This is a genomic window from Microbacterium kyungheense (assembly GCF_006783905.1).
Taxonomy (GTDB): domain Bacteria; phylum Actinomycetota; class Actinomycetes; order Actinomycetales; family Microbacteriaceae; genus Microbacterium; species Microbacterium kyungheense.
The window spans coordinates 82,630-103,893 of sequence record NZ_VFPE01000004.1; the positions used below are offsets into that span (position 1 = coordinate 82,630).

The window sequence follows — 21,264 nt, forward strand, 5'->3', positions numbered from 1 at the left end:
GGCGTCAGACGGGCTCGGCGCCGTCGGGCTCGGGCATGCGATCCCGCTCCTCGGCCTCCGAAGAAGCCACCGGAGCGCCTTCCGCGCCGGCGAAGCGGTCGGTCGCGGCGCGGAGCGCGCGGGCGATGCCGGGCTCGGAGGCCGCGTGGGCGGCATCCGGGATCATCACGAACTCGGCCTCGGGCCAGGCGCGATGCAGGTCCCACGCCGTCATGGCGGGGGTGCAGACGTCATACCGGCCCTGCACGATGACCGCGGGGATGTGGCGGATGCGGTCGACGCCGGCGATGAGCTGCTCGGGCTCGAACCAGCCGCCGTGCAGGAAGTAGTGGTTCTCGATGCGCGCGAACGCGACGGCGGCGCGTTCGTCGGTCATCGCGGCGACCAGCTGACGGTCGGGCAGCAGGGTGAGGTTCGCCGCCTCCCAGCGGGTCCACGCGACGGCGGCGGGCACGTGCACGGCGGGGTCCGGATCTGCGAGCCGGCGGTGGTAGGCCTGCATCATGCGCGAGCGCTCGAGGATCGGGATGGGGGCGATGAAGTCTTCCCACAGATCGGGGACGATGGATGCCGCGCCGCCCTCGTAGAACCACTCCAGCTCATGGCGACGCAGCGTGAAGATGCCGCGCAGCACGATCTCGCTGACGTACTCGGGGTGCGCCTGGGCGTAGGCGAGCGCGAGGGCGCTCCCCCACGAGCCGCCGAAGACCTGCCAGCGCGCGATCCCGAGGTTGCGCCGCAGCAGTTCGAGGTCGGCCACGAGGTGCCAGGTGGTGTTGTGGCGGAGGTCGGCGCGGGGTTCGCTGGCGTGCGGCGTGGAGCGCCCGCAGCCACGCTGGTCGAGCAGGATGACGCGGTACACCGCGGGGTCGAAGAAGCGGCGGTGCCAGGCCGAGACTCCGGCACCGGGACCGCCGTGGAGGAAGACGACGGGCTTGCCGTCGGGGTTGCCGACCTGCTCGTAGTAGAGGCGGTTGCCCTCGCCTGCGAAGAGCGTGCCCGTGTCGTACGGCTCGATCGGCGGATACAGGATGTCGTCGAGATGCTCGTTCATAGGCTTCCCCCCGGAACGCCGAACGTGTCGCAGGCGGAGACGCCGCCCTGATAGCCCAGCTGGAACCAGCGCTGCCGCTGCTCGCTGGAGCCGTGAGTCCATGTCTCGGGGTTCGTGAAGCCCCCGGATCGCTCCTGGATGTTGTCGTCGCCCACGGCGCCCGCCGCGTTGAGCGCGTCGGCGATCTGCGCCTGGGTCGGCGGCTCCAGGTACGGCACCCCGTTGTCGTCGATCTGCTCGGTCATCGCCCCGACCCACGCGCCGGCGAAGCAGTCGGCCTGCAGCTCGGTGCGCACACCGTTGCTGGTGGCACCGGTGCCGTTGTTCGGGTGCTGGTCCATGATGCCCGTGATGTTCTGCACGTGGTGCCCGTACTCGTGGGCTAGGACGTACAGCTGGGCGAGGTCGCCGGCCGATGCGCCGAACTGCTGACGCATGAGGGCGAAGAACGTCGGGTCGACGTAGACGGCCTGATCCGGCGGGCAGTAGAACGGCCCGGTCTGATTGGATGCCGTGCCGCACGACGACGACGCGGACCCGTTGACGATCACGAGCGTGGGCTGGCGATAGCCCTCTACCTGTGTCGCCCAGTACTCGTCGAGCACGACGCTGCCGGCCGCGAGCCGGCACTCGTCGTTCGCGTTGGCGTCGGCCCCGGTCTCGCACTGGGCGATCTCGGTGTCGCCGCCGCCGGACGCCTCGGTGCCCGGCCCGAGGGGCAGCACGCTGGAGAAATCCTGCCCCGTGAACAGCTGAAGGAGCAGGACCGCGATGGCGCCGAGGCCCACGACCCCGCCGCCTGCGACAGCCACGCCCGCTCCGCGACGCCTCGCCGTGTTCCCCCCGACGTTGGCGTTCTCGTTGAACGTCATGTCTGTCACGGTACCGCGACAGCCTGATCGGGGCACGGAATGGCCGGGGATATGGCGGGATCCGGCTCGGGATGCTACGGGCATAGGCTCGGGGCATGGCGAGCGCACCCACGACCGTGACCATCACCGGCGGCGGCGGGCAGATCGGATATGCCCTGATGTTCCGCATCGCAGCAGGAGACATGCTCGGGCCGGACCGCCCGGTGCGGCTGCGGCTGCTCGAGATCCCGCAGGGCATGAAGGCGGCCGAGGGGGCGGCCCTCGAGCTGCAGGACTGCGCCTTCCCGCAGCTGGTGGACGTGGACGTCACCGACGATCCGCTCACCGCCTTCAGCGGCGCCCGCATCGCGATGCTCGTCGGCGCCCGTCCGCGCTCGGCAGGCATGGAGCGCGCCGACCTGCTCGCCGCGAACGCGGGCATCTTCGGCCCGCAGGGCCGGGCGATCGGCGCCGTGGCCGACGACGACGTGCGCGTGGTGGTGGTGGGCAACCCCGCCAACACGAACGCTCTCATCGCCGCGGCATCCGCGGCTCCTCACGTTCCCGCCGAGCGCTTCACCGCGCTCACGCGCCTGGACCACAACCGCGCCGTCGGCCGGCTCGCCGAGGCGCTGCAGGTGCCGGCGGGCGACATCGAGGACGTCACGATCTGGGGCAACCACTCCGCGAGCCAGTTCCCCGACGTCGCCCACGCATACGTGCGAGAGGGCGTGATGGAGCGGATGCCGGTGCTCGAGGCGCTCGCCGAGCGTCTGGGCGGTACCGAGCAGGCGCGGGCGTGGCTCGACGACACCTTCATCCCCCGGGTCGCCAGGCGCGGCGCCGAGATCATCGAGGTGCGCGGCTCGTCGTCGGTCGCCTCGGCCGCCAACGCCGCGATCGACCACGTGCGCGACGAGCAGCTGGGCACGCCCGGCCGCACGTGGACGTCGGCCGCCGTCGTCTCGCGCGGCGAGTATGGCGTGCCGGAAGGACTCGTGAGCTCGTTCCCCGTCCGCTCCCGCGGCGTGCGGTCGGAGGGCGAGGGGTACGAGATCGTCGAGGGCCTCGACCTCGACGATCGCGCACGGCGCCTGCTGGCGGCATCCGTCGACGAACTCGTCGCCGAACGCGACGCCGTGCGGGCGCTCGGCGTGCTGGGCTGACGCGCAGCGCGAGGCGGCCCGCGCAATAGGCTCTCAGCCATGGAAGCGCTGGTCGTCGTGATCCTGGCCGTCATCGCGATCGCGGTCGCGACGGCGATCGCGCCGAAGGTGCGGATCGCGGGTCCGCTGATCCTCGTGGTCATCGGGGTCGTCGTGGGGCTGCTGCCGTTCGTCGACATGCCCGAGATCGACCCCGAGTGGATCCTCGTCGGCGTGCTGCCGCCGCTGCTGTACTCGGCGGCGGTGTCGATCCCCGCGATCGAGTTCCGCCGTGACTTCGGTCCGATCGCCGGCCTCGCGTTCGTGCTCGTGCTCATCAGCTCGATCGCGCTCGGGTTGCTGTTCCACGCCATGATCCCGGGCGTCGACATCTTCCTCGGGGTCGCCCTCGGCGCGATCCTCAGCCCGACCGACGCGGTCGCCACCTCGATCGTCAAGCGCCTCGGCATCTCGGGGCGCGTGGTCACGATGCTCGAGGGCGAGAGCCTGCTCAACGATGCCACGGCGCTCGTGCTGATGCGCACGATGGTCGCCTCGGCGGCGTTCGCGATCTCGGCCACCGGCGGCGTCGAGGCGACGGACGCCGCGTTCGGCTTCCTCCCCGCGTTCGCGTGGGGCGTGTTCATCGCCGTCGTCGTCGGCGGCATCGTGGGCTGGCTCAACCTGCGACTGCGGGCGCTGATCCCCCACTCGGCCGCGAACACCGCGATCGCGTTCGTGGTGCCGTTCGTCGCGTACCTGCCGACCGAGCAGCTCGGCGGCTCGGGCCTGGTCGCCGCCGTCGTCGCGGGCATCGTCACGGGCCAGGGCGCAGCCCGCTGGTACACGCCCGAGCAGCGCCGGTCGGACGAGCTCAACTGGCGCACCGTCGAGCTCGTGCTCGAAGGCGCCGTCTTCCTCATCATGGGCCTCGAGCTCGAAGACATCGTGGGCGCCAACTTCGCGCAGCACAACGGCCTGGGCACCGGGCTCGGCATCGCCGCCCTCGCCTTCGTCGTGATCGTCGCGGTGCGCGCCGCCTACGTGTCGGTGCTGGTGTGGGGCCAGAGCAGGCGGGCGCGGCGCAAGCAGAGGTCGAAGGCCCGGCTGGAGTCCTTCAACGACCGGTTGGACCAGATCGCCGACGGGTCCGCACCGTTCCCCGTGCGCGGCAACGCGCCGCCGCCGCGCGTCGAGGATCCGAGGGCCCAGCGTCGCCTCACGTCGATGCGCCACCGCGTCACCCGCATGCTGCAGGATCTCGACTACTACCAGGGCGAGCCGCTCGGCTGGAAGCACGGCACCGTCATCGTGTGGGCGGGCATGCGCGGCGTCGTCACCCTGGCGGCCGCGCAGACGCTGCCGCGCGAGACGCCCGCGCGCGAGCTGCTCGTGCTGATCGCGTTCGCCGTGGCGATCGGCAGCCTCACGATCCAGGGGTTCACTCTCCCGTGGCTCGTGAAGCTGCTGAAGTTCCCGGTGTCGGCGGGCGATGGGAACCTCCAGCTCGAGCTGGATCGCCTGGACGACGAGCTGCGCCTGGCTGCGGCGTCCGCTCTGCGCGATCCGAAGCTGACGCGACGCGACGGCACCCCGTTCTCGCCAGAGCTGATGGCGCGCAACGCGCGCATCATGGAGCCCCGCGACGACAAGCTCGGCGCACTCACCGGCGAGATGCTCGAACTGCGGCTGGCGTCGATCGAGGCGATGCGCGCCGAGCTCGGCACGCTCAGCCACGGCGGCGCGTACAGCACCGCGGCCCTGCGTCGCGCACTGGCCGAACTCGACGCCGACCAGCTCAGCGTCGAGCTGCGCCTGCGCGACGACTGAGCACGCACGGTGAGACAATGGGGGCCGAGCAAGGGGGCACTCACATGAGCGACACGACACGGCAGGCGGAATCCGAGGATGCCGTCACGCCCGACACCGCGCCGCTCACCCTTCCGCACACCGCTGCCGAGTGCCCGAAGTGCTTCACCGAGCTGCAGGGCGACCGCACGTGGTGGCTCGCGCGACCGGCGGGATCCCGTCTGGTCGGCCTCGTGATCGCGCGCGACGACATGCCGTCGGTGGTCGAGCAGCGCAACGACCTGACGCGGTTCGGCGTGCCGATCGAGGGATTCCGCCACCCCGCGCCCGAGACGCTGGAGTCGTGGGAGGAGCGCCTGACGCGCCTGTTCGGCCGCCTCACGCGCGGCGACGTCGTCGTCGTGGCCAACGTGCACGCGCTCGGCCGCGACATCGACGAAGAGACCCGCACCGTCACCGAGCTGCACCGCCGCGGCATCGTGGTGAAGGTCGTCAGCCACGGCGGACGCCACCTCTACGACGCCGGGCGCTGAGCGCGGCGCGGCCGCGGCCGCCGGCATCCACTCCGCCGATCGTGGCGACTCGCCACAGAAGCGGGAGGTCCGTCGCCGAGCTCGGCGACTCGCCACGTCCGCCGTGCACGCTGGGATGTGGCGACTCGCCACAGGGGGACGAAACCGCGCGCCGATCTTGGCGACTCGCCACGACGATGAAGGCGGTCCCCCGAGGGGGACCGCCTTCGTGTCAGGATCCGTCGATCAGAGCGACGAGGAGGTGCTCTCCTGCGCGGCGGCGTTGGCCTGAGCCTTGCGGCCGGCGTCGTGCAGCGCGGCGATGACCTTCTTGAGCGACGCGGTGTGCTCGCCCGACCACTCGTTGCGGAACTGGTCGGCGTCCGGGCCGGTCCAGTGGGTCGAGTTCAGCTTCGACGTCAGCTGCGACAGGATCGACTGGATCTCGCTCGCCTTGCCGTTGAGCTGGCTCGAGAGCTCGCGGACCTGCTGGACATCAAGACCCCAAACGGCCATGTTGTTCTCCTCATGTTGTGCCCGCGGTGCGGGCGGTGTGATTCCGGTACAGGCCCCCGAAAGCCCGGGAAGTCCGTCGAGGGCGAGCGTTCCGCCCTCACGTCCCTGACGCTATCGGGGCCGTGGACGCGGCAGCGATGGGGAGGATTCCCCATCGGTCATATACGTCATGCCGTCCCGTCCGAGACGGCGATCTGCGCGCGGCGCGCACGACCCTGATGGATGGCGAAACCTCGTCCGACCGGGAAGTCGGCGCGCTTGACGCGTCCCAGCGAGAGCCCGAACAGGGTGTCGCCGTCGACGTCGCTCGGCGCCAGCAGCAGCCCCTGCCGCGCCGCCTTGAACGGCTGTGCGAGGGTCCATGCCTGACCCCAGGTCGACGTCTCGCCCTCGCCGACGACGAACCCCTCGGCGCGGTCGGCGGCGCGGATGAGCCGGTCCAGGGGCGACTCGGCCTCGGTTCCGCTGAACTCGGTGAGGTGCTCGACGAGGATGGCCGGCGCGGCGAGGGTGCCCGCGTCGATCGCGTCGACGAGCAGCCCGGCGAGGTCGGCGACCGCCGACGGCCCCGTCGCGGCGTACCGCAGGTCTGAGGCGAGGCGCAGTCCCGACCGCCGCGCGCTGAGGTGCACGAGCGGGCGCGCGGGGTCGCTCCGCCGCAGCGCGCGGCCGATCGTCTCCAGTGCGGTGGTGCGGCCGGATGCCGGCGGCCCGGCCAGCAGGAACGCCCCGTGCGGGTCGATCCCGAGCGGGCCGAGGTCCTCGTCGGCGAGGCCGATGACGAGGTCGCCCTTCGCGGTCGTCGCGGGCAGCGACGCGAGCGCCACCTGCTCGGGCAGGCGGCCGACGCGGGGCGCGGCGACGACGCCCTGGCGCTCCATCGCCGTCGCGAGCCGTTCGAGCTCGCGGGCCTGCACGGCCATGTTCGCGCTGCCGCCCAGCACGGCGAACTGCATCTCGTCGCCGTCGAGGATCGCACGTCCGGGAGGCGAGGCGGGGGTGAGCACGTCCTTCGGCGCGCCGACGAGCAGGTAGTCGTCGTCGGTCGCCAGGCGCAGCACGAAGCGCTTCTGCACGGTCGAGGCGATGGACGTCGGCAGGGCGTTGGGGCGGTCTCCGGTCATCACGAAGTGCACGCCCACCTGGCGGCCGTCGACCGCGATCTGCGAGAACAGCGTGAACCATCCGGCGCTGCCCGGCGCGAACTCGTACTGCTCGCGGAAGGCACCGAGTCCGTCGATCAGCACGACGATGCGCGCCTCGTCGGGCCGCTCGGCCAGGCGCCGGTACTCGGTGATCGTTCCGGCGCGCAGGTCGCCGTACCGCGCGGAGCGCTCGTCGACGATGTCGCGCAGCATGCGCAGCAGTCGCGTCACGCGTTCGCCGTCGTCGCCGTCGATCACGGCGCCGACGTGCAGCAGGCCCTCGAGCATGCGCAGACCGCCAGCGCCGAAGTCCAGGCCGTACACGTGCACCGGGCCGCCGCGCGGCGTGATGGCCGCCGAGACCGCGAGGGTGCGCAGCGCGGTGCTCTTGCCCGAGCCGCCGGTGCCGAAGATCGCGACGTTGCCGTCGCGGTCGGGCTCGTACGAGGTCGTCGGCTGCGACTGCGTGGCGGGGTCGTCGAGCACGCCCAGCAGCAGCCGCTCGTCGGTGCGGGGGCTCGGCAGCCGGGCGAGGTCGTACGCGGCGGCGAGCTCGTCGAGCCACGGTCGGCGCGGTGCGGGGATGGCGAGGGCGGATGCCGCAGACCTCACGGTGCGGACGATCCGGGCGATGTCGGTCGGCCCCGGATCGGCCGCCGCCTTGACCTCCGCCGCCGGGACGTCCCAGCGCGCGCCGACGCCGAAGTCGAGCTCGCGGATGTCGATCTGGGGCTGCGGCTTCTCATCCGTCGTCCAGCCGCCGACGTACCCGGTCTGGAACGTCGCGATACGGCCGGGGCCGGTCTTCGCGGCGCCGCGGCCGGGGATCGACGGATCGAAGTGCGCGGCCATGGGCGTGCCCAGGATGTCGGACGAGTCCTCGGTGTCGGCCATGCGCAGCGCGACACGCAGGTTCGTGTTGGCGCGCAGGTTGTCCTTGATGACGCCGGCGGGCCGCTGCGTCGCCAGGATCAGGTGCAGCCCGAGCGAACGACCGCGCTGCGCGACGTCCACCACGCCGTCGACGAACTCGGGGACCTCGCCCACGAGCGCGGCGAACTCGTCGACCACGATGATGAGGCTCGGCGGCGTCTCGGGGTCGCCGGTGCGCTCGAGTGAGACCAGGTCCTTCGCCTTCTTGCGGTTCAGCAGGTGCTCGCGGTACCGCAGCTCCGCCCGCAGCGACGTCAGCGCCCGGCGCACGAGGTGCGGCGACAGGTCGGTGACGAGCCCCACGGTGTGCGGCAGGTCGACGCAGTCGGCGAACGCCGAGCCGCCCTTGTAGTCGACGAACAGGAACGTGACGCGGTCAGGGCTGTGCGCCGACGCCATGCCCAGCACCCACGACTGCAGGAACTCGGACTTGCCCGCTCCCGTCGTGCCGCCGACGAGCGCGTGCGGGCCCTGCGACCTCAGGTCGAGGTGGAATGCCCCGCCCCCGCCGTGGCCGACGAGCGCGCGGAGGTTGCCCTCCTTCTTGCGGCGCTCGGGCGGGCGGCCGTCGCGGACCGTGATCGAGTCGCTCTCGCGCCAGCGATCGGCGATGACGGCGGCATCCGCGCCGATGTCGGCGTCGGCGAGGTCGATGAACGACACGGCGCGCGGCAGATCGGATTCGTCGTCGACGGGGGCTCCGGCATCCACGGTCGGGGCGAGCACGCGGGCCCAGGCGACCGCGGTGGCCTCGTCGAGCAGCTCGACGCGCACCGGCGTCGTCGACAGGCCGCGGCGCACGATGCCGGCGGCGGTGCCCTCGGCGGCGCCGTCGACCACGAGGAAGGTCCGGCATGCGGCAGGGATCGCCGCGGCGGTCGCCGCGACCCAGACGAGATGCACGCCCACGTCGGGCCCGCGCTCGGCGAGACGGGTCAGGCGCGCGCGGTCGACGGTCGCGCCGTCCTCGACGAGCACCACCACGGCCGGGACGGCAGGTGCGGCCGGCTCGGGCTCGGCCCCCGACGGCACCGGCCCGCGCAGCGCAGTGCCCTCTTTGCCGCCCGACCGCTCCTCGACCAGCCCTTCCAGACGCGCGAGCAGGCCCGCGGCGGTGCCGGGGTTGGCTGCGAGGTGCGGTCCGTCCAGCGGCGTGTGCGGCGAGCTGGTGTGCGGCAGCCACTCCAGCCACGACCACACCCGACGGGTGGCGGGCGACGTGAACGCCGTCACCACGAGCTCGGCCGGCGAGTGGGTCGCGACCAGCTGCATGGCGAACGCGCGCGCGGCGGCGGTCGCGCTCTGCGACGCGCGGGCCGCGTCTGCGGCATCCTTCCCTCCGGCGAAGCCGACGTTGCCGGCCTCGCGCAGGTCGGCGACGACCGGCACGTCGTCGATCAGCGCGAAGCGCTCCCGCACGGCGAGCAGCCTGTCGGAGTAGTCGGGCTCGGTCTCGTCGAGACCGTTGAGCTCGATGCCCACGCGTGAGGGCAGTCGGCCCGTGCCGAGCCGCGCGGTCAGGAACTGCGGGTGCTCGGGGCGATGCGTCCACGTCAGGTCGCCCCAGGACGACAGCGACGACAGCGCGTCGGCGAGCGCGGGCACCTCGGCGATCCGCACCGCGCGCTCCTCGCCCTGCTCGCGCTCCATGAGCGTCTCGAAATGCTCGAGGGATGCCTCGAACCGCTGCACGTCCCGCTTGTACTGCGATCTCGCCGAGAGGACCTGGTCGAGCCACGCGGCGAGCATGATGAGCGGGCTCAGCGCGATGAACACCACCGACAGCACGTTCTGCGTGATCACATACAGGAAGACGCCCATGAGCAGCGGCGCGATGAGCGCGATGAAGGGCAGGCGCTGCGGCGTCAGCGCCTTGGGCGGCTTCGGGGCCGGGAAGTCCGGCTTCTCGTACCGCGGCACGACACGCGGCGTCCGCACCACCTCGACCGTCGACGTGGACGCGTGCACGGTGCCGGGCCGCGTGAGCGGGATCACCGAGATCTCGGTCGAGCCCAGCAGCACCACGTCATCGGGCGAGAGCGAGGTGCGTGCGATCTGCTCGCCGCCCATCACCAGGCCGTTCGCCGATCCCAGGTCGATGATCTCGATGCCCGCGTCGACGTTGATGCGCGCGTGGCGCTTCGACACCAGCGCGTCATCGAGGACGACGTCGGCCCCCGGGTCGCGGCCCACCACGTTGGACCCCGCCCGCAGCGGCAGCTCGCTTCCGGCCAGCGGACCCGAGAGCACGCGCACGACGGCGGCGGGCGCATCGTCGCCGATGTAGGCGGGCGCCGCGACGACCTGCACGGTCTGGCCGGAGCGGATGCCGGACTCGGCGACCGCCCGGGTCGGGTCGATCAGCCGCGGCCCCGCGGACTCGGCCGCGGCCAGCGTCACGCTGCCCGGATCGGCGGCTCCGCGGGGATCAGCGAGGACGAGTGCGCGGGCCAGGTCGCCGACGGTCGACGTGCCGTCGGCCGTCACCTCGAGATCCACCGGCGCAGGCGACCGGTGGAGCGTGAACTTCACCCTCACGCGTCATCTTCTCCGTTCATGGCGTGAGAGTTCTCTTTCTCGAGGTCGAGGAGGGGAAGGTCGTCGCGCGTCACCAGACGGGCCGACATCGCGTGCTCCACCAGGCGCACGCGGCGGTTGGTGGCATAGGAGCGCACACCTCCGCGCAGCCCGGGCACACCCGAGCGGTCGAGCTTGTCGCACACGTTGTCGAGCTTGCGGTTGAACCGTGTGAGGGTCCAGCCGAGGCGTTCGGCCGCCTGGGCCGATGTCGGCAGCTCGCTCATGCCGGTGCCCTCGCGACGCAGCACGGGCTCGGCGAGCGCGAGGATCATCACCTTCTGGCTGTGCGTCAGGGGTACTTCGCCGATGGTGCTGAGGCCGTCGTCATCGTCGTCGAGCGGCGGCTGCGTCTCGCGGAACGTCGGCTCGGCCGCGTGGATCGTGAGCTCGTACGTCGTCGGGCCCGCGCTGAAGACGACGGTCGTCGCGGCGAACACCAGCGGCAGCCGCGCGCCCGGCGCGAGCCAGGCCTGCACGCGTCCGCCGGTGTCGGTGACGGTGGCCGACAGCCGGGTGCCCACGTTCGACAGCAGCCAGAGCCCCTCGACGTTCTGGATGGTGAGGAAGTTGCGGTGCAGGAACAGGTTGTCGTCGATCGCGAGGTCGCCCTCTCGGCCGACGGTGAACACCTGGTCGGGCGCGACCTCGAACTCCTCGCCCGCGAACTCGACGCTCAGCTGGTCGGTGGCGGGCGGGGTCACGGGGTGCACCCCCGGGTCGGGGTGTTCGAGTCCTGCGGCGTGCCCTTCGCGCGGACCAGGGTCACATCGATGCACGTCTGACCGGGGGCCGCAGGGACGGTGGCCACGGTGTCGTCGACCTTCTGGGCGTCGCCGCCGAGCGACACCGGCTCGACGATGTAGTAGTCGCCCTCCTGGGGGTCGGGGTTCGTCCACGTGAAGGTGACGCCGTCCGCCCCCACCGTGCCGACCACATCGGTGACCGGCTCCACGTAGGTCGAGACGGGGTCCTGCGGGTCGGACTCCTCCTCGGTCTGCTGCGGCGCGGGCGTGCCGCCCAGGAGGCCCGGCAGCGAGACGCCCACGATGATCGCGACGACCACGAGGGCCGCGGCGCCGAGCCCGATCCACAGTCCGGTCCGACGGCGCCGGGGCGCGGCACCCGCTTCCTGCTCGTCAGGCGCCGCCGTGGGCAGCGGGACGGGCGCGCGCATCACGGTCTCGTCGAGCGAGACGGGAAGCGACACCTGCTCGCGGCGCATGGTCTCGGCGGTCGCCGCGGGGGCGGCGCGCAGCACCGTCGATGCCTCGGCGGGCTCGAACGCGGGTGCCGTCGCGGGCGGGAAGCCGGTCGTGACGGGCGGCGGGCCGAAGCGCGGCGCGACCGGCGTCGTGGTCGCCGACGGACGGGTCATGCCGGCGGCGGGCGTCGTCTCGGGGTCGATGCTGACGACGCCGCGCACGCGGGTGAGCCCGTCGTCCTCGTCCTGCTCGATGTCTTCGGGCGCCTGGTCGTCGAGGATGTCGATCGGCGTCACCGAGTGCGACAGCTCGATCTGCACCGTCTGCAGCGCCCGGGCGAAGGCGAGTGCGCTCTCGTAGCGATCGGCGGACGACTTCGACATCGCGCGGTCGAGCACGCGCTGCAGGGAGGCCGGCACGTCGGCGCGTCCGAGCGGCGGAAGCGGCAGCGTCTCGATCCGCGAGATGAGCTCGGCGGCGCTGTTGCGCTGGCCGGGGAGCTCGAACGGCGACCGGCCCGCCAGCAGCGTGTAGACCGTCGCGCCGAGCGCGTACACGTCGGAGCGCGGGTCGCTGCGCGGCACATCGGCGAACGACTCCGGCGGCGACCACGGGATCGACAGACCGGCGGACTCGGCCGCGGCGGTCGTCGTCGACGCGATGCCGAAGTCGGTGAGCGCCGGCCGGTTGTACTCGGTCACGAGGATGTTGGCGGGCTTGATGTCGCGGTGCAGCACGCCGGCGCGATGCGCGGTCTCGACGGCCGCCGCGACCTGCACGCCGACACGCAGCGATTCGGCGATCGAGAACGGCTCGCGGCGGTACCGCACCTGGAGGTTCGGCCGCGGGCAGTACTCCATCACCAGGTACGGGCGCCCGTCGCGGGCGACGCCGGCCTGATAGATCGTGACGATCGCGGGATGCGTCGAGAGCATCGCCATGACGTTGGCCTCGGCGGTGAACTCCTCGACCGAGTCGCTCGACATGCGGTCGGTCAGCAGCACCTTGACCGCGACGCGCCGCTTCGGCAGCGCCTGCTCGTACAGGTAGACATCGGCGAAGCCGCCCGACCCCAGCAGGTCGACGTACGTGAAGCCCGGGAGGTCGGGCGGCGCCATGGGCGCGCGCTTGGCCATCAGGTGAGCCCTTCGATCGCGACCGTGATGCCGTCGCCGAGGTCGAGCACGTCGCCCGGGATCACGACGGTGGCCTCACCGGGGTGCAGCCGCACCGGGTCCGAGCCCGGACGCAGCAGCGTCGTGCCGTTCGTCGTGCGCAGGTCGGTCGCGACGATGCTCTCGCCCTCGACGCGCAGCTCGACGTGGCTGCGCGAGATGTCCTGCTGCGGGCTGTCGACGGCGACGAGGTGCGGCAGGTCGGTGCCGCTCACGCGGGTCGATCGCGGCCGGCGGCCGATCACCACCGTGCGGTCGAGCAGCAGCACCTGCCCCGTCGACACCCGGATGCGCCCGGGCGCCGGCGGACGCGGCGGCGCCAGCGGCGGTGTGGTCGACGACGGCGCCTGCTCGGCGGCGGCACGACCGGCGCGCAGCGCGCGGGCCTGCGCGAGCGAGATCGTCGCACCGTCGTGATCGCCGGGCGCAGCCGGGGCGGCGGGTGCCCCATCCTCTTCGTCGGGACGCACGGCGGCGTCCTCGACCGAGCGGATCACCGTCGCGCCCCACAGGTGGTCGTAGCCGGTGGTCGACGCGACGTCGTCGCCGCGCGCGGGAGCCTCGGGCCGGGGCTGCGACAGCTCGGAGTCCTCGGGCAGCAGCGTCTCATCGCCGGCGACGCTCTGCACCGTGCTCGAGTCGATCATGCCCGGAACGCCCGCGATGGCCGGCGCCGGTGCGGGCACGACCGGTGGTGCGGCGGCCGGCTGCTGCGTGGGCGCCGCAGGCGCCGGGTGCTGCGCCGACGAGAGGGATGCCGCGGCCAGATCGGCGCGGGTCGCCCGGGCCGCAGGCGCGGGGGCCTCGGCGGTCGGGGCGGCGGCCGGCGCGGCCGCGGCCGGAGCGGCGGTCGGCGCGGCTTCACCCGGAGCAGCGGGGGCAGCCGGAACGGCCGGGCCCGCGGCATCCCACACGATCGTCGCGGCGAGCACGACCCCGTCGGCCACCGGCAGCTCCGGGGGGTCGGTGCCTTCGCCCGGTCCCGACGGCAGCGTCACCCGGCGCACACCGCGGACGACGCGCTCGGTCCAGGTCGTGACGCCGGCGCCCGAGACCCGCTCGGGGACGTCGGCGTCGATGTCGAAGGCGAAATCGCCGCGCACCGCGATGCGCACGCCGTCGCCCTCGGCGAGCGCGACCGCGAAGGACGGGATCGCCGTCAGCGACGCCCCGTACGCGCCGGTCAGCGACTCGATCACGCCTCCGAGGCCCCGCCCGTCCGCCACGACCGACCTCACGCGCGCGAGCAGCGCCGCGGACGCTCCGTGCTCGAACACCGCGAAGCCGCGCGGCGTCACCACGACGGGTGTCGAGCCGGGGGCGTACAGCATCGGCATCAGGAACCTCCAGTGACAGCAGCCCGGGGGAGGGTGTCGGCGTCGATGTCGAAATCGGCGGCGACGGCGGGCGCTCCTACCGGAACCGTATCGCGCTCGTTCGGACGGTCGGTCCTGCTGCGCACCGCGAGTGCGTCGACGACGACCGCTGTGATGTTGTCGCGACCGCCGCGCACCATCGCCTCGTGCACGAGCCGGGTCGCGGCCGCCTGCGGGTCGGTCTCGGCCAGCAGGATGCCGTGGATCGCGTCCTGCTCGAGCTCGCCCGACAGCCCGTCCGAGCAGACCAGGATGCGGTCGCCCTCCTCGGCGGGGATGAGCCAGTAGTCCGCCGCGGCGTCGCTGCCGGCGCCGATCGCGCGAGTGATGACGTTGCGGCGCGCATCGCGGTGGGCGTCGTCGGCGGCCAGCTCGCCGGCATCCACGAGCTCCTGGACGAAGGAGTGGTCGACGCTCACCTGCTCGAAGTGACCGTCGCTCAGGTGGTAGGTGCGGGAGTCGCCGAGGTTGACGGCGAGCCAGTACCCCTCGCCGTCGATGTCGGCGACCACGACGCCCGCGAGCGTCGTGCCGGCGCCTGCACCGCCGCCGGGCGGCAGCGACGCGACGCGACGGCGGGCCGTGGCCAGCGCGGCGTGCATGTCGTCCTGGGTGAGGCTCGGGCGGCCGACCAGCTGCGAGAACACCTCGACGACGGCCGCGCTCGCGACCTCGCCGGCGTTGTGGCCGCCCATGCCGTCGGCGACGAGGAACAGCGGCGCCTGCGCGAGGTACGAGTCCTCGTTGATGCGGCGGCGCAGCCCCGGATCGGTCGCGGCACCGCACGCCACGACGATGGGTGCGGACGTCTCGGCCATCAGGCGGCCCCCACCGTGACGGCCCGGTCGCCGAACTCGAGGCGGTCGGCCGGACGGAGGTTCGTGCGCACGCCCGCGACGAGCGGGATGCGCCCGCCGTCGCGCACCAGGATCGTGCCGTTCGTCGAATGCCGGTCGACGATCCACGCAGAGGACGGGTCGCCGCCGATCTCGAAGTGCGTCTTCGACAGCGACAGCGTCTCGTCGCGGACGGCGATCGCCACCGCTCCCTCTTCCCCGGCCGGGTTGCGACCGTACAGGGTGCGGCCGTAGACGGCCATGCGCGTGCCGTCGTCCCACGTCAGCACCGCGATCACGGGCGCGTCGGGGTACAGCGCCGCACGCTGGGCGGGCGGCGCGACGGCCATGCGCGTCGCGTCGAGGTCGTCCGCGCCATGCGCGGGGAAGGATGCTTCGTCCCGTCGCTCGCTCAGCACACGTGCCGCCGGCACCACGACCGGGGCGGCGGCCGTCGCGGGTGCGGGGGCCGGCACCGGCACGGGTGTGACGACCGGTGCGAGGTGGGGTGGGGCGACCGTCGGCGTCGGCACCGGCGGCGCGGCCACCGGCACGGGGTCGGGCTGGTCGCGGGTCGACGTGCCGAACAGCGCCGAGAACGGGTCCAGCGGCTCGGTCGTCGTCGCCGCGGGGAACGGCGTCGTCTCTTCGGGGAACTCCGGCGGTGCCTTCGCGATGGCGGCGTCACCGGGGTTCGACGTGTGCCACGGCACCTGGGCGATGACACCCGCCGGCACCGTCGGCCGCGCGGCCGCCGCCGGCGGCGTGACGCCCGCGACGCGGGCGCTCTGCGTGGTCCAGCCGGACGCGGCGGCCGGGGCCGAGGGACGCAGCTCGGTGGCGCCCACCATGTCGTCGTCGGCCGGCATGAAGCCGGGTGCGGGGGCCGGCACCGGTGCCGGCGCGGCGGCCATGGCCGCCGGCATCCCGGTCGGCGGCGGAAGATACGGGTTCGCCGTCGCCGGGCGGACGGCCGGCGAGGCGGGCGAGGCCGCAGCGTGGGCATCGACGACGACCGCCTTGGCGGCGAGGTCGTGCCATCCCTGACGGCGTCCGCTCTGGTCGAACAGCGGGGTGAAGTAGCCCACGACGATCGCGCAGCTCAGACCGAAGACGATGTTGCGCCACACCGCGCGCCAGAAGCCGATCGGGGCGCCCGTCGTCGCGTCCTGCAGGCGCACGTGCAGCGCGCGCTGGCCGATCGAGCCGCGACCGGCCTGCATCGCGGTGTAGACCAGCATCCACGCGAACAGCAGCAGGCCGATCACCAGGTATGCGAGCAGCGCGACGGCCACCAGCGCCGTCGGCGACATGCCCTGCCCTGCGCCGACGAGGACGCCGGCGGCGATGCCGATCAGCACGGCCCCGATCGCCGAGGCGATCGCCGTGTCGATGGCGTACGCGCCGACGCGGCGCCCGAGGGACGCCGGGGCCTCGCCGCCGGACGGGCTGTTGGTCATTCGTTCTCCTGTGCTGGGGGGTCGGTGCGCTCGGGCGCGCGCCGGGCATCGGCGGTGCTGCGCGGCGGCAGCGCGAATCGGGTGCCCTCGAGAAGTGTGCGGATGCTCAGGCGCGCCCGCAGGCGGCGCCAGAACGAGCGGCTGCGACCCATCCCCCCGACGAGCGCATCCACCTCCGCCCAGAACGCGTCGATGTCGGCCGGTGTGGGTTCGGTCGGCCCGAAGACCTCCACGTCGGCACGATGTGCGAGCGTGCCCACTCGAGGCTCGGCGAACGCGGCGGTCAGCACGCCGGCATCCTCCTGCCGCGTCGCACCGGGACGCACCGGAGCACCGAGGTCCGACGCCCGGTCGACGAGCTCGTCCCAGCCGCCGCTGATGCGGTCGGCGGCGCGTTCGGCCTGGCGGCGCTTGCGACGGCGGGCGGCCTTCAGCACGCCGATCACGATGAACGGGGCGAGCAGCACCGCGAGCACGCCGAGCGCGCCCACGCCGATCGACACGATCATCCAGAGCAGCCCGAGGTCGAATCCGTTCTCGTCCTCCGAGCCGCGGTCGTCGGCCACCGTCGGCGGAAGGTCGACGGGCTCCTGCGGCGGGGGCGGCGGCTGCAGCACCTGCGGCTTCGGGTCGGCCTTGGGCTTCGTGGTCTGGTCGCTCGGCACCTGGTCCTCGGGCGGCGTGGGATCGAAGGGCACCCAGCCGGCCTTGTCGAACGCGACTTCGACCCACGCGTGCAGGTTGTCGCCGTTCGCCTCGAAGACCGCCCCGCCCGCCTGGTCCTCATCGGGGTAGAAGCCCATGACCACGCGCGCGGGGATGCCGAGCTCGCGAGCCATCAGGGCCATGGCGGTCGCGTACTGCTCGTCGTCGCCGACCATCTGCTGCGAGCCGAGGAGGGTCGAGATGCGCTCCGCACCGTGTCCGGCGCGCGAGAGCGGCTGTCCTTCGAGGCCGTGGCTGAAGAATCCGTCCTCCGACAGGAACTGCTGCAGTGCGCGGACCTGTTCGATCGGAGTGGATGCCTCGGCCACCGCCGTCGACGCGACATCCGCCAGGTCCTTCGGCACACCCTGCTGCTTCGGGAGCGACACCGGCGCGAACTTCTGCTTCGCGAGCTGCTCGTCGCTGGGCACCTCGGGGATCACGCTGTCGAGCGTGTACGCGTCGCCCTTGCCCAGCCCCGCGGTCACCACGCCGGTGTCGGTGGACTCGTTGTAGTGGGCGGTACGCCGCAGGTCGTCGGCGTGGTCGCCGTCGAACGTGATGCTGCGCACGGCGCCGGCGTCCGGCATCCACACGCTCTCGAGGTCGCCGATCTCGACCCGCACCGTCGCCTCGACGCCCTTCGCCTCGGCCGACATGTTCGTGCGCGCCTGCGAGAACGCGCCCGACGAGCCCGCGCCCTTGTCGGACACGTTGTAGACCATGCCGTTGTACTCGTCCATGGTCGCCAGGCGCACGCGGGCGTCCTTCGGCAGACCGCTGACGGTGAAGAGCGTGTCGTCGGAGTGGTCGCGGACGTACGCGCGGTACGACTGCAGCGGGCTGGCGTACTCACGGATGTCGAACGGCGGGATCACGACGTCGCGCAGCACGTAACGAGGCGACTGCGGCGCCGCGAACGCGCTCGTCGCGACGCCGACGACGCCCGCGAGCGTCACGACGCCCGCTCCCATCAGCACGCGCCGGACGCCGGCGCCGTGCGAGGGCCCGGCCTCGCCCACCGAGACGGCGGCGGCCTGCGGCAGCCACGCCTGCCGGAGGGCGAGCCACACCACGGCGACGAGCCCGAAGACGACGCCCTGCACGACGGGGGCGAACGGCTGGGAGGTGCCGAGCGCGATCTCGGCGGCCAGGAACGCGCCCGCGGGGATCAGCGCCCACCCCGCGCTGCGCAGCCGCAGCGTGAGAGACGTCGTCAGCACCGCGGCCACCAGCGCGAGCAGGAACGGGACGACCATGTGGCCGTCGTCGGCGGCGACGGGGGCGATGGTCGTCAGCAGCTGCTTGAACGACATGACCGAACCGAGCGCCAGCAGGCCGAGGGTCTGCACGGTGGGGACGACGCCGGCGACCGTCGTCGCCGGCAGGGCGAGCGCGCCGCCGAAGAGGAAGTACGCCGCGATGGTCGCGGCGGCGATCACGAGGACGCCCCAGCGGAACACCCGCCCCAGCACCGCGATGCCCATTCCGAGCGCGAGGCCTCCGAGGCCGGCGACCAGGTAGCGCGGGCCGTCGAACGTCGGCCAGAACCCGATGATCGGGATCAGCAGGAGCGCCGCCACGGCGGCGAGGTCGAGGACCCAGCGGCGCAGCGACAGCGGCTCGGGAGCGGGCCGGGCGCTCTGGGCGGCGCGGGCCGTGCGGGTGGGTGCTTCGTCTCGTCCCTCGCTCAGCACAGGTGCCGGCGGCTGCGGTGCGGGCGCGGTCATGCGAGCACCTTCCGCAGGGCGAGGGGCAGCTGCTCGAGGGCCCCGACGGTGATGACGTCGGCGTCGCCGATACGCCGCAGCGACGGCGCGGTGCCGGCCGGAGAGACGACGACGGCGAGCACCCGGGCACCGAACGGGAGCCGGCTGCAGGCTGTGCGCAGGTCGTTCGCGTCGACCTTGGTGCCGCACACCAGCACGACGACGCTCGCCAGCGCGAGGCTCGCGGCGACGGAGCCGGCGAGCTCGACGATGCCGCCGGCGCGCGCACGGGAGTGCTCCAGGCCCGACAGCGCGTCGAGGAACTGCTTGCCCGTGGCCGCGGGCAGCGCGCGCTCCTGCACGCGCACCTCCACGCGCTGCGAGTCGCGCAGCGCCCGCAGCCCGAGGGAGCCGGCGACCGAGACGGCGAGCTCGAACTCGTCGTCGTCGCGGTAGTCCGCGGGGCTCGTCGACAGGCCGATCACGAAGTGCGAGCGCCGGGTCTCTTCGTACTGGCGCACCATGATGTGCCCGGTGCGGGCGGTGGACTTCCAGTGCACGTGACGCAGATCGTCGCCCGCCTGGTACTCGCGCAGCGCGTGGAACGACACGTCGTCCGGCGACAGGTCGGTCGCGGGGAGACCTTCGAGGTCACGCAGGAACCCGAGCGACTGGCCGTCGAAGAGCACCGTGCGCGGGTGCACGAACAGGTCGACCGGCTCGTCGCGGCGGTGCACGCGCTCGAAGAGCCCGAGCGGGTCGCCGCGCACGACGCTCACCGGCCCCACCTTGACCACGGCGCGCCGCGACGTCGGGATCGCGAACAGCTCCTCGGCCTGCTCGCCCGGCGACAGCCGATGCACGTCGAAGACGCCGCGACCGTTGCCCACGGGGAGCACGACGCGCGACGGCAGGATGGCGCGGGTGCCGGTGTTCGACAGCGTCAGCGCACCGACGGCGCGCTCCCCCACGACCACGCGGGTGCGATTGAGGTCGAGCGACACGTCGTACGCGGTGCGGCCGATGAGGAACAGCAGGCAGAGGAGCAGCGCGGCTCCGATGACGACGGCGGTGACGGTGAGCTCCCACCAGCCGAGCGACTGCCCGGCGATCCACAGCGTGATCGTCGCGGCGATGAGCACCCAGGCCACGGGGCGCACGACCCCGAACACGCGGCCGAGCACGCGACCGACCGCGCGCAGTGCGGTCAGCGCGAGCCGACCGAACCCCGCGGTGCGATCCTGTGCCGCAGCCTGCGACCCGAGTGCCTCCGTCGCCATCAGGCCGCGGACCTCGCCTGCGGCGCCGCGACGGACTCGAGCACGCGCGCGATGACGGTCTCGGCCGTGGTGCCGCCGAACTCGGCCTCGGGGTCGAGCACGATGCGGTGCGTCCACGCCGGGCCGGCCAGCGACTTCACGTCGTCGGGCAGCACGAAGTGGCGGCCCTGTGCGGCGGCGAACACCTTGGCGATGCGGATCATGGCGAGCGAGCCGCGCACCGACACACCCAGTCGCGTCGCCTTGTCGTCACGCGTGGCCTCGGCCAGCTGCGCCGTGTAGCGCAGCACGGCGGGGTCGACGTGCACGGTCGCGGCGAGGTCGGCCATGTCGGCGACCGCGCCCGTCGTGATGATCGCGGGCAGGTGCGCCGACGGGTTGCGGTCGGCGGCGCCCGCGAGGATGCGCTCGGCGACCGCCAGGTCGGGGTAGCCGATCGAGGTCTTGATCAGGAACCGGTCGAGCTGGGCCTCGGGCAGCTTGTACGTGCCCGCCTGCTCGATGGGGTTCTGCGTCGCGATCACGAGGAACGGGCGGCCCACCTCGTGCGCCACACCGTCGACGGTGACCCGCGACTCCTCCATGACCTCCAGCAGCGCTGACTGCGTCTTGGGCGACGCGCGGTTGATCTCGTCCGCCAGGACGATCGACGCGAAGACCGGGCCGCGGTGGAACTCGAACCGGCGCGACGTCTGGTCGTAGATCGTGACACCCGTGACGTCGGACGGCAGCAGGTCGGGCGTGAACTGGATGCGCGTGCTCGTGCCCTGCACGGTGGCGGCGAGAGCCTTCGCGAGGCTCGTCTTGCCGGTGCCCGGCGCGTCCTCGAGCAGCACGTGGCCCTCGGCGAGCATCGCCGACAGCACCAGCGCCACCACGTCGCGCTTGCCCATCAGCGCCTGGTCGACGTTGTCGACAAGTCGCGCGAAGGTGCCCTGGAACCAGGCCGCCTGTTCAGGGGTCATCGTCATGTGAG

Annotated in this window: 15 protein-coding genes; 3 read left to right on the forward strand and 12 right to left on the reverse strand. The window is 73.0% G+C overall.

Features of this window, described 5'->3' with window-relative positions; genetic code table 11:
• Positions 1-4: 4 nt before the first annotated feature.
• Positions 5-1,054: a prolyl aminopeptidase gene (pip, locus tag FB391_RS14130; protein ID WP_246093530.1), complete on the reverse strand. Its 1,050-nt coding sequence runs from the start codon at positions 1,052-1,054 to the stop codon at positions 5-7.
• Positions 1,051-1,926, reverse strand: coding sequence for a KPN_02809 family neutral zinc metallopeptidase (ypfJ, locus tag FB391_RS14135; protein WP_141895370.1), 876 nt, complete (start codon positions 1,924-1,926; stop codon positions 1,051-1,053). The genes pip and ypfJ overlap by 4 nt, the downstream gene beginning before the upstream one ends.
• Positions 1,927-2,021: 95 nt before the next feature.
• Here ypfJ and FB391_RS14140 point away from each other — a divergent pair, with 95 nt between their 5' ends.
• The 3 genes from FB391_RS14140 to FB391_RS14150 are packed head-to-tail and all read left to right on the forward strand — an operon-like array spanning position 2,022 to position 5,392.
• A complete protein-coding gene (locus FB391_RS14140) occupies positions 2,022-3,071 on the forward strand; it encodes a malate dehydrogenase (protein ID WP_141895372.1) in 1,050 nt (349 codons plus the stop codon).
• A gap of 39 nt (positions 3,072-3,110) precedes the next feature.
• A complete protein-coding gene (locus FB391_RS14145) occupies positions 3,111-4,880 on the forward strand; it encodes a cation:proton antiporter (RefSeq protein ID WP_141895374.1) in 1,770 nt (589 codons plus the stop codon).
• 44 nt (positions 4,881-4,924) lie between these two features.
• A complete protein-coding gene (locus FB391_RS14150; RefSeq protein WP_141895375.1) occupies positions 4,925-5,392 on the forward strand; it encodes a recombinase family protein in 468 nt (155 codons plus the stop codon).
• A 225-nt stretch (positions 5,393-5,617) separates the two neighbouring features.
• Here the strand turns inward: FB391_RS14150 and FB391_RS14155 are convergent, their stop codons facing one another.
• From FB391_RS14155 to FB391_RS14200, 10 genes are all read right to left on the reverse strand, one after another.
• Complete coding sequence (locus FB391_RS14155; protein WP_141895377.1) at positions 5,618-5,887, reverse strand: WXG100 family type VII secretion target; 270 nt, start codon at positions 5,885-5,887, stop codon at positions 5,618-5,620.
• A gap of 167 nt (positions 5,888-6,054) precedes the next feature.
• On the reverse strand, positions 6,055-10,503 hold the full coding sequence (locus tag FB391_RS14160) for a type VII secretion EssC family protein (RefSeq protein WP_141895379.1): 4,449 nt from the start codon (positions 10,501-10,503) through the stop codon (positions 6,055-6,057).
• Positions 10,500-11,255: a hypothetical protein gene (locus FB391_RS14165; protein WP_425462960.1), complete on the reverse strand. Its 756-nt coding sequence runs from the start codon at positions 11,253-11,255 to the stop codon at positions 10,500-10,502. The genes FB391_RS14160 and FB391_RS14165 overlap by 4 nt, the downstream gene beginning before the upstream one ends.
• The gene (locus FB391_RS14170; protein WP_141895383.1) at positions 11,243-12,883 is read right to left on the reverse strand and encodes a serine/threonine-protein kinase; all 1,641 of its coding nucleotides are present in this window, start codon (positions 12,881-12,883) and stop codon (positions 11,243-11,245) included. The genes FB391_RS14165 and FB391_RS14170 overlap by 13 nt, the downstream gene beginning before the upstream one ends.
• Entirely contained in the window at positions 12,883-14,259 is a 1,377-nt protein-coding gene (locus FB391_RS20115; RefSeq protein WP_141895384.1) for an FHA domain-containing protein, read from the reverse strand. Before FB391_RS20115 ends, FB391_RS14170 begins: the two co-directional genes overlap by 1 nt.
• Complete coding sequence (locus FB391_RS14180) at positions 14,259-15,116, reverse strand: PP2C family protein-serine/threonine phosphatase (RefSeq protein WP_141895386.1); 858 nt, start codon at positions 15,114-15,116, stop codon at positions 14,259-14,261. Before FB391_RS14180 ends, FB391_RS20115 begins: the two co-directional genes overlap by 1 nt.
• Positions 15,116-16,594 (reverse strand): RDD family protein, encoded by a 1,479-nt coding sequence (locus tag FB391_RS14185; protein ID WP_141895387.1) that lies wholly within the window; start codon positions 16,592-16,594, stop codon positions 15,116-15,118. Before FB391_RS14185 ends, FB391_RS14180 begins: the two co-directional genes overlap by 1 nt.
• A complete protein-coding gene (locus FB391_RS14190; RefSeq protein WP_246093532.1) occupies positions 16,591-19,029 on the reverse strand; it encodes a transglutaminase-like domain-containing protein in 2,439 nt (812 codons plus the stop codon). The genes FB391_RS14185 and FB391_RS14190 overlap by 4 nt, the downstream gene beginning before the upstream one ends.
• A complete protein-coding gene (locus FB391_RS14195) occupies positions 19,026-20,288 on the reverse strand; it encodes a DUF58 domain-containing protein (RefSeq protein WP_141895389.1) in 1,263 nt (420 codons plus the stop codon). Before FB391_RS14195 ends, FB391_RS14190 begins: the two co-directional genes overlap by 4 nt.
• Positions 20,288-21,259, reverse strand: coding sequence for an AAA family ATPase (locus FB391_RS14200; protein ID WP_141895390.1), 972 nt, complete (start codon positions 21,257-21,259; stop codon positions 20,288-20,290). The genes FB391_RS14195 and FB391_RS14200 overlap by 1 nt, the downstream gene beginning before the upstream one ends.
• Positions 21,260-21,264: the final 5 nt, after the last annotated feature.

Bases quoted from the DNA above. Each gene is read 5' to 3' on its own strand.
- pip (WP_246093530.1), bottom strand. From the start codon at position 1,054: ATGAACGAGCATCTCGACGACATCCTGTATCCGCCGATCGAGCCGTAC.
- ypfJ (WP_141895370.1), bottom strand. From the start codon at position 1,926: ATGACGTTCAACGAGAACGCCAACGTCGGGGGGAACACGGCGAGGCGT.
- FB391_RS14140 (WP_141895372.1), top strand. From the start codon at position 2,022: ATGGCGAGCGCACCCACGACCGTGACCATCACCGGCGGCGGCGGGCAG.
- FB391_RS14145 (WP_141895374.1), top strand. From the start codon at position 3,111: ATGGAAGCGCTGGTCGTCGTGATCCTGGCCGTCATCGCGATCGCGGTC.
- FB391_RS14150 (WP_141895375.1), top strand. From the start codon at position 4,925: ATGAGCGACACGACACGGCAGGCGGAATCCGAGGATGCCGTCACGCCC.
- FB391_RS14155 (WP_141895377.1), bottom strand. From the start codon at position 5,887: ATGGCCGTTTGGGGTCTTGATGTCCAGCAGGTCCGCGAGCTCTCGAGC.
- FB391_RS14170 (WP_141895383.1), bottom strand. From the start codon at position 12,883: ATGGCCAAGCGCGCGCCCATGGCGCCGCCCGACCTCCCGGGCTTCACG.
- FB391_RS20115 (WP_141895384.1), bottom strand. From the start codon at position 14,259: ATGCCGATGCTGTACGCCCCCGGCTCGACACCCGTCGTGGTGACGCCG.
- FB391_RS14180 (WP_141895386.1), bottom strand. From the start codon at position 15,116: ATGGCCGAGACGTCCGCACCCATCGTCGTGGCGTGCGGTGCCGCGACC.
- FB391_RS14185 (WP_141895387.1), bottom strand. From the start codon at position 16,594: ATGACCAACAGCCCGTCCGGCGGCGAGGCCCCGGCGTCCCTCGGGCGC.
- FB391_RS14190 (WP_246093532.1), bottom strand. From the start codon at position 19,029: ATGACCGCGCCCGCACCGCAGCCGCCGGCACCTGTGCTGAGCGAGGGA.
- FB391_RS14195 (WP_141895389.1), bottom strand. From the start codon at position 20,288: ATGGCGACGGAGGCACTCGGGTCGCAGGCTGCGGCACAGGATCGCACC.
- FB391_RS14200 (WP_141895390.1), bottom strand. From the start codon at position 21,259: ATGACGATGACCCCTGAACAGGCGGCCTGGTTCCAGGGCACCTTCGCG.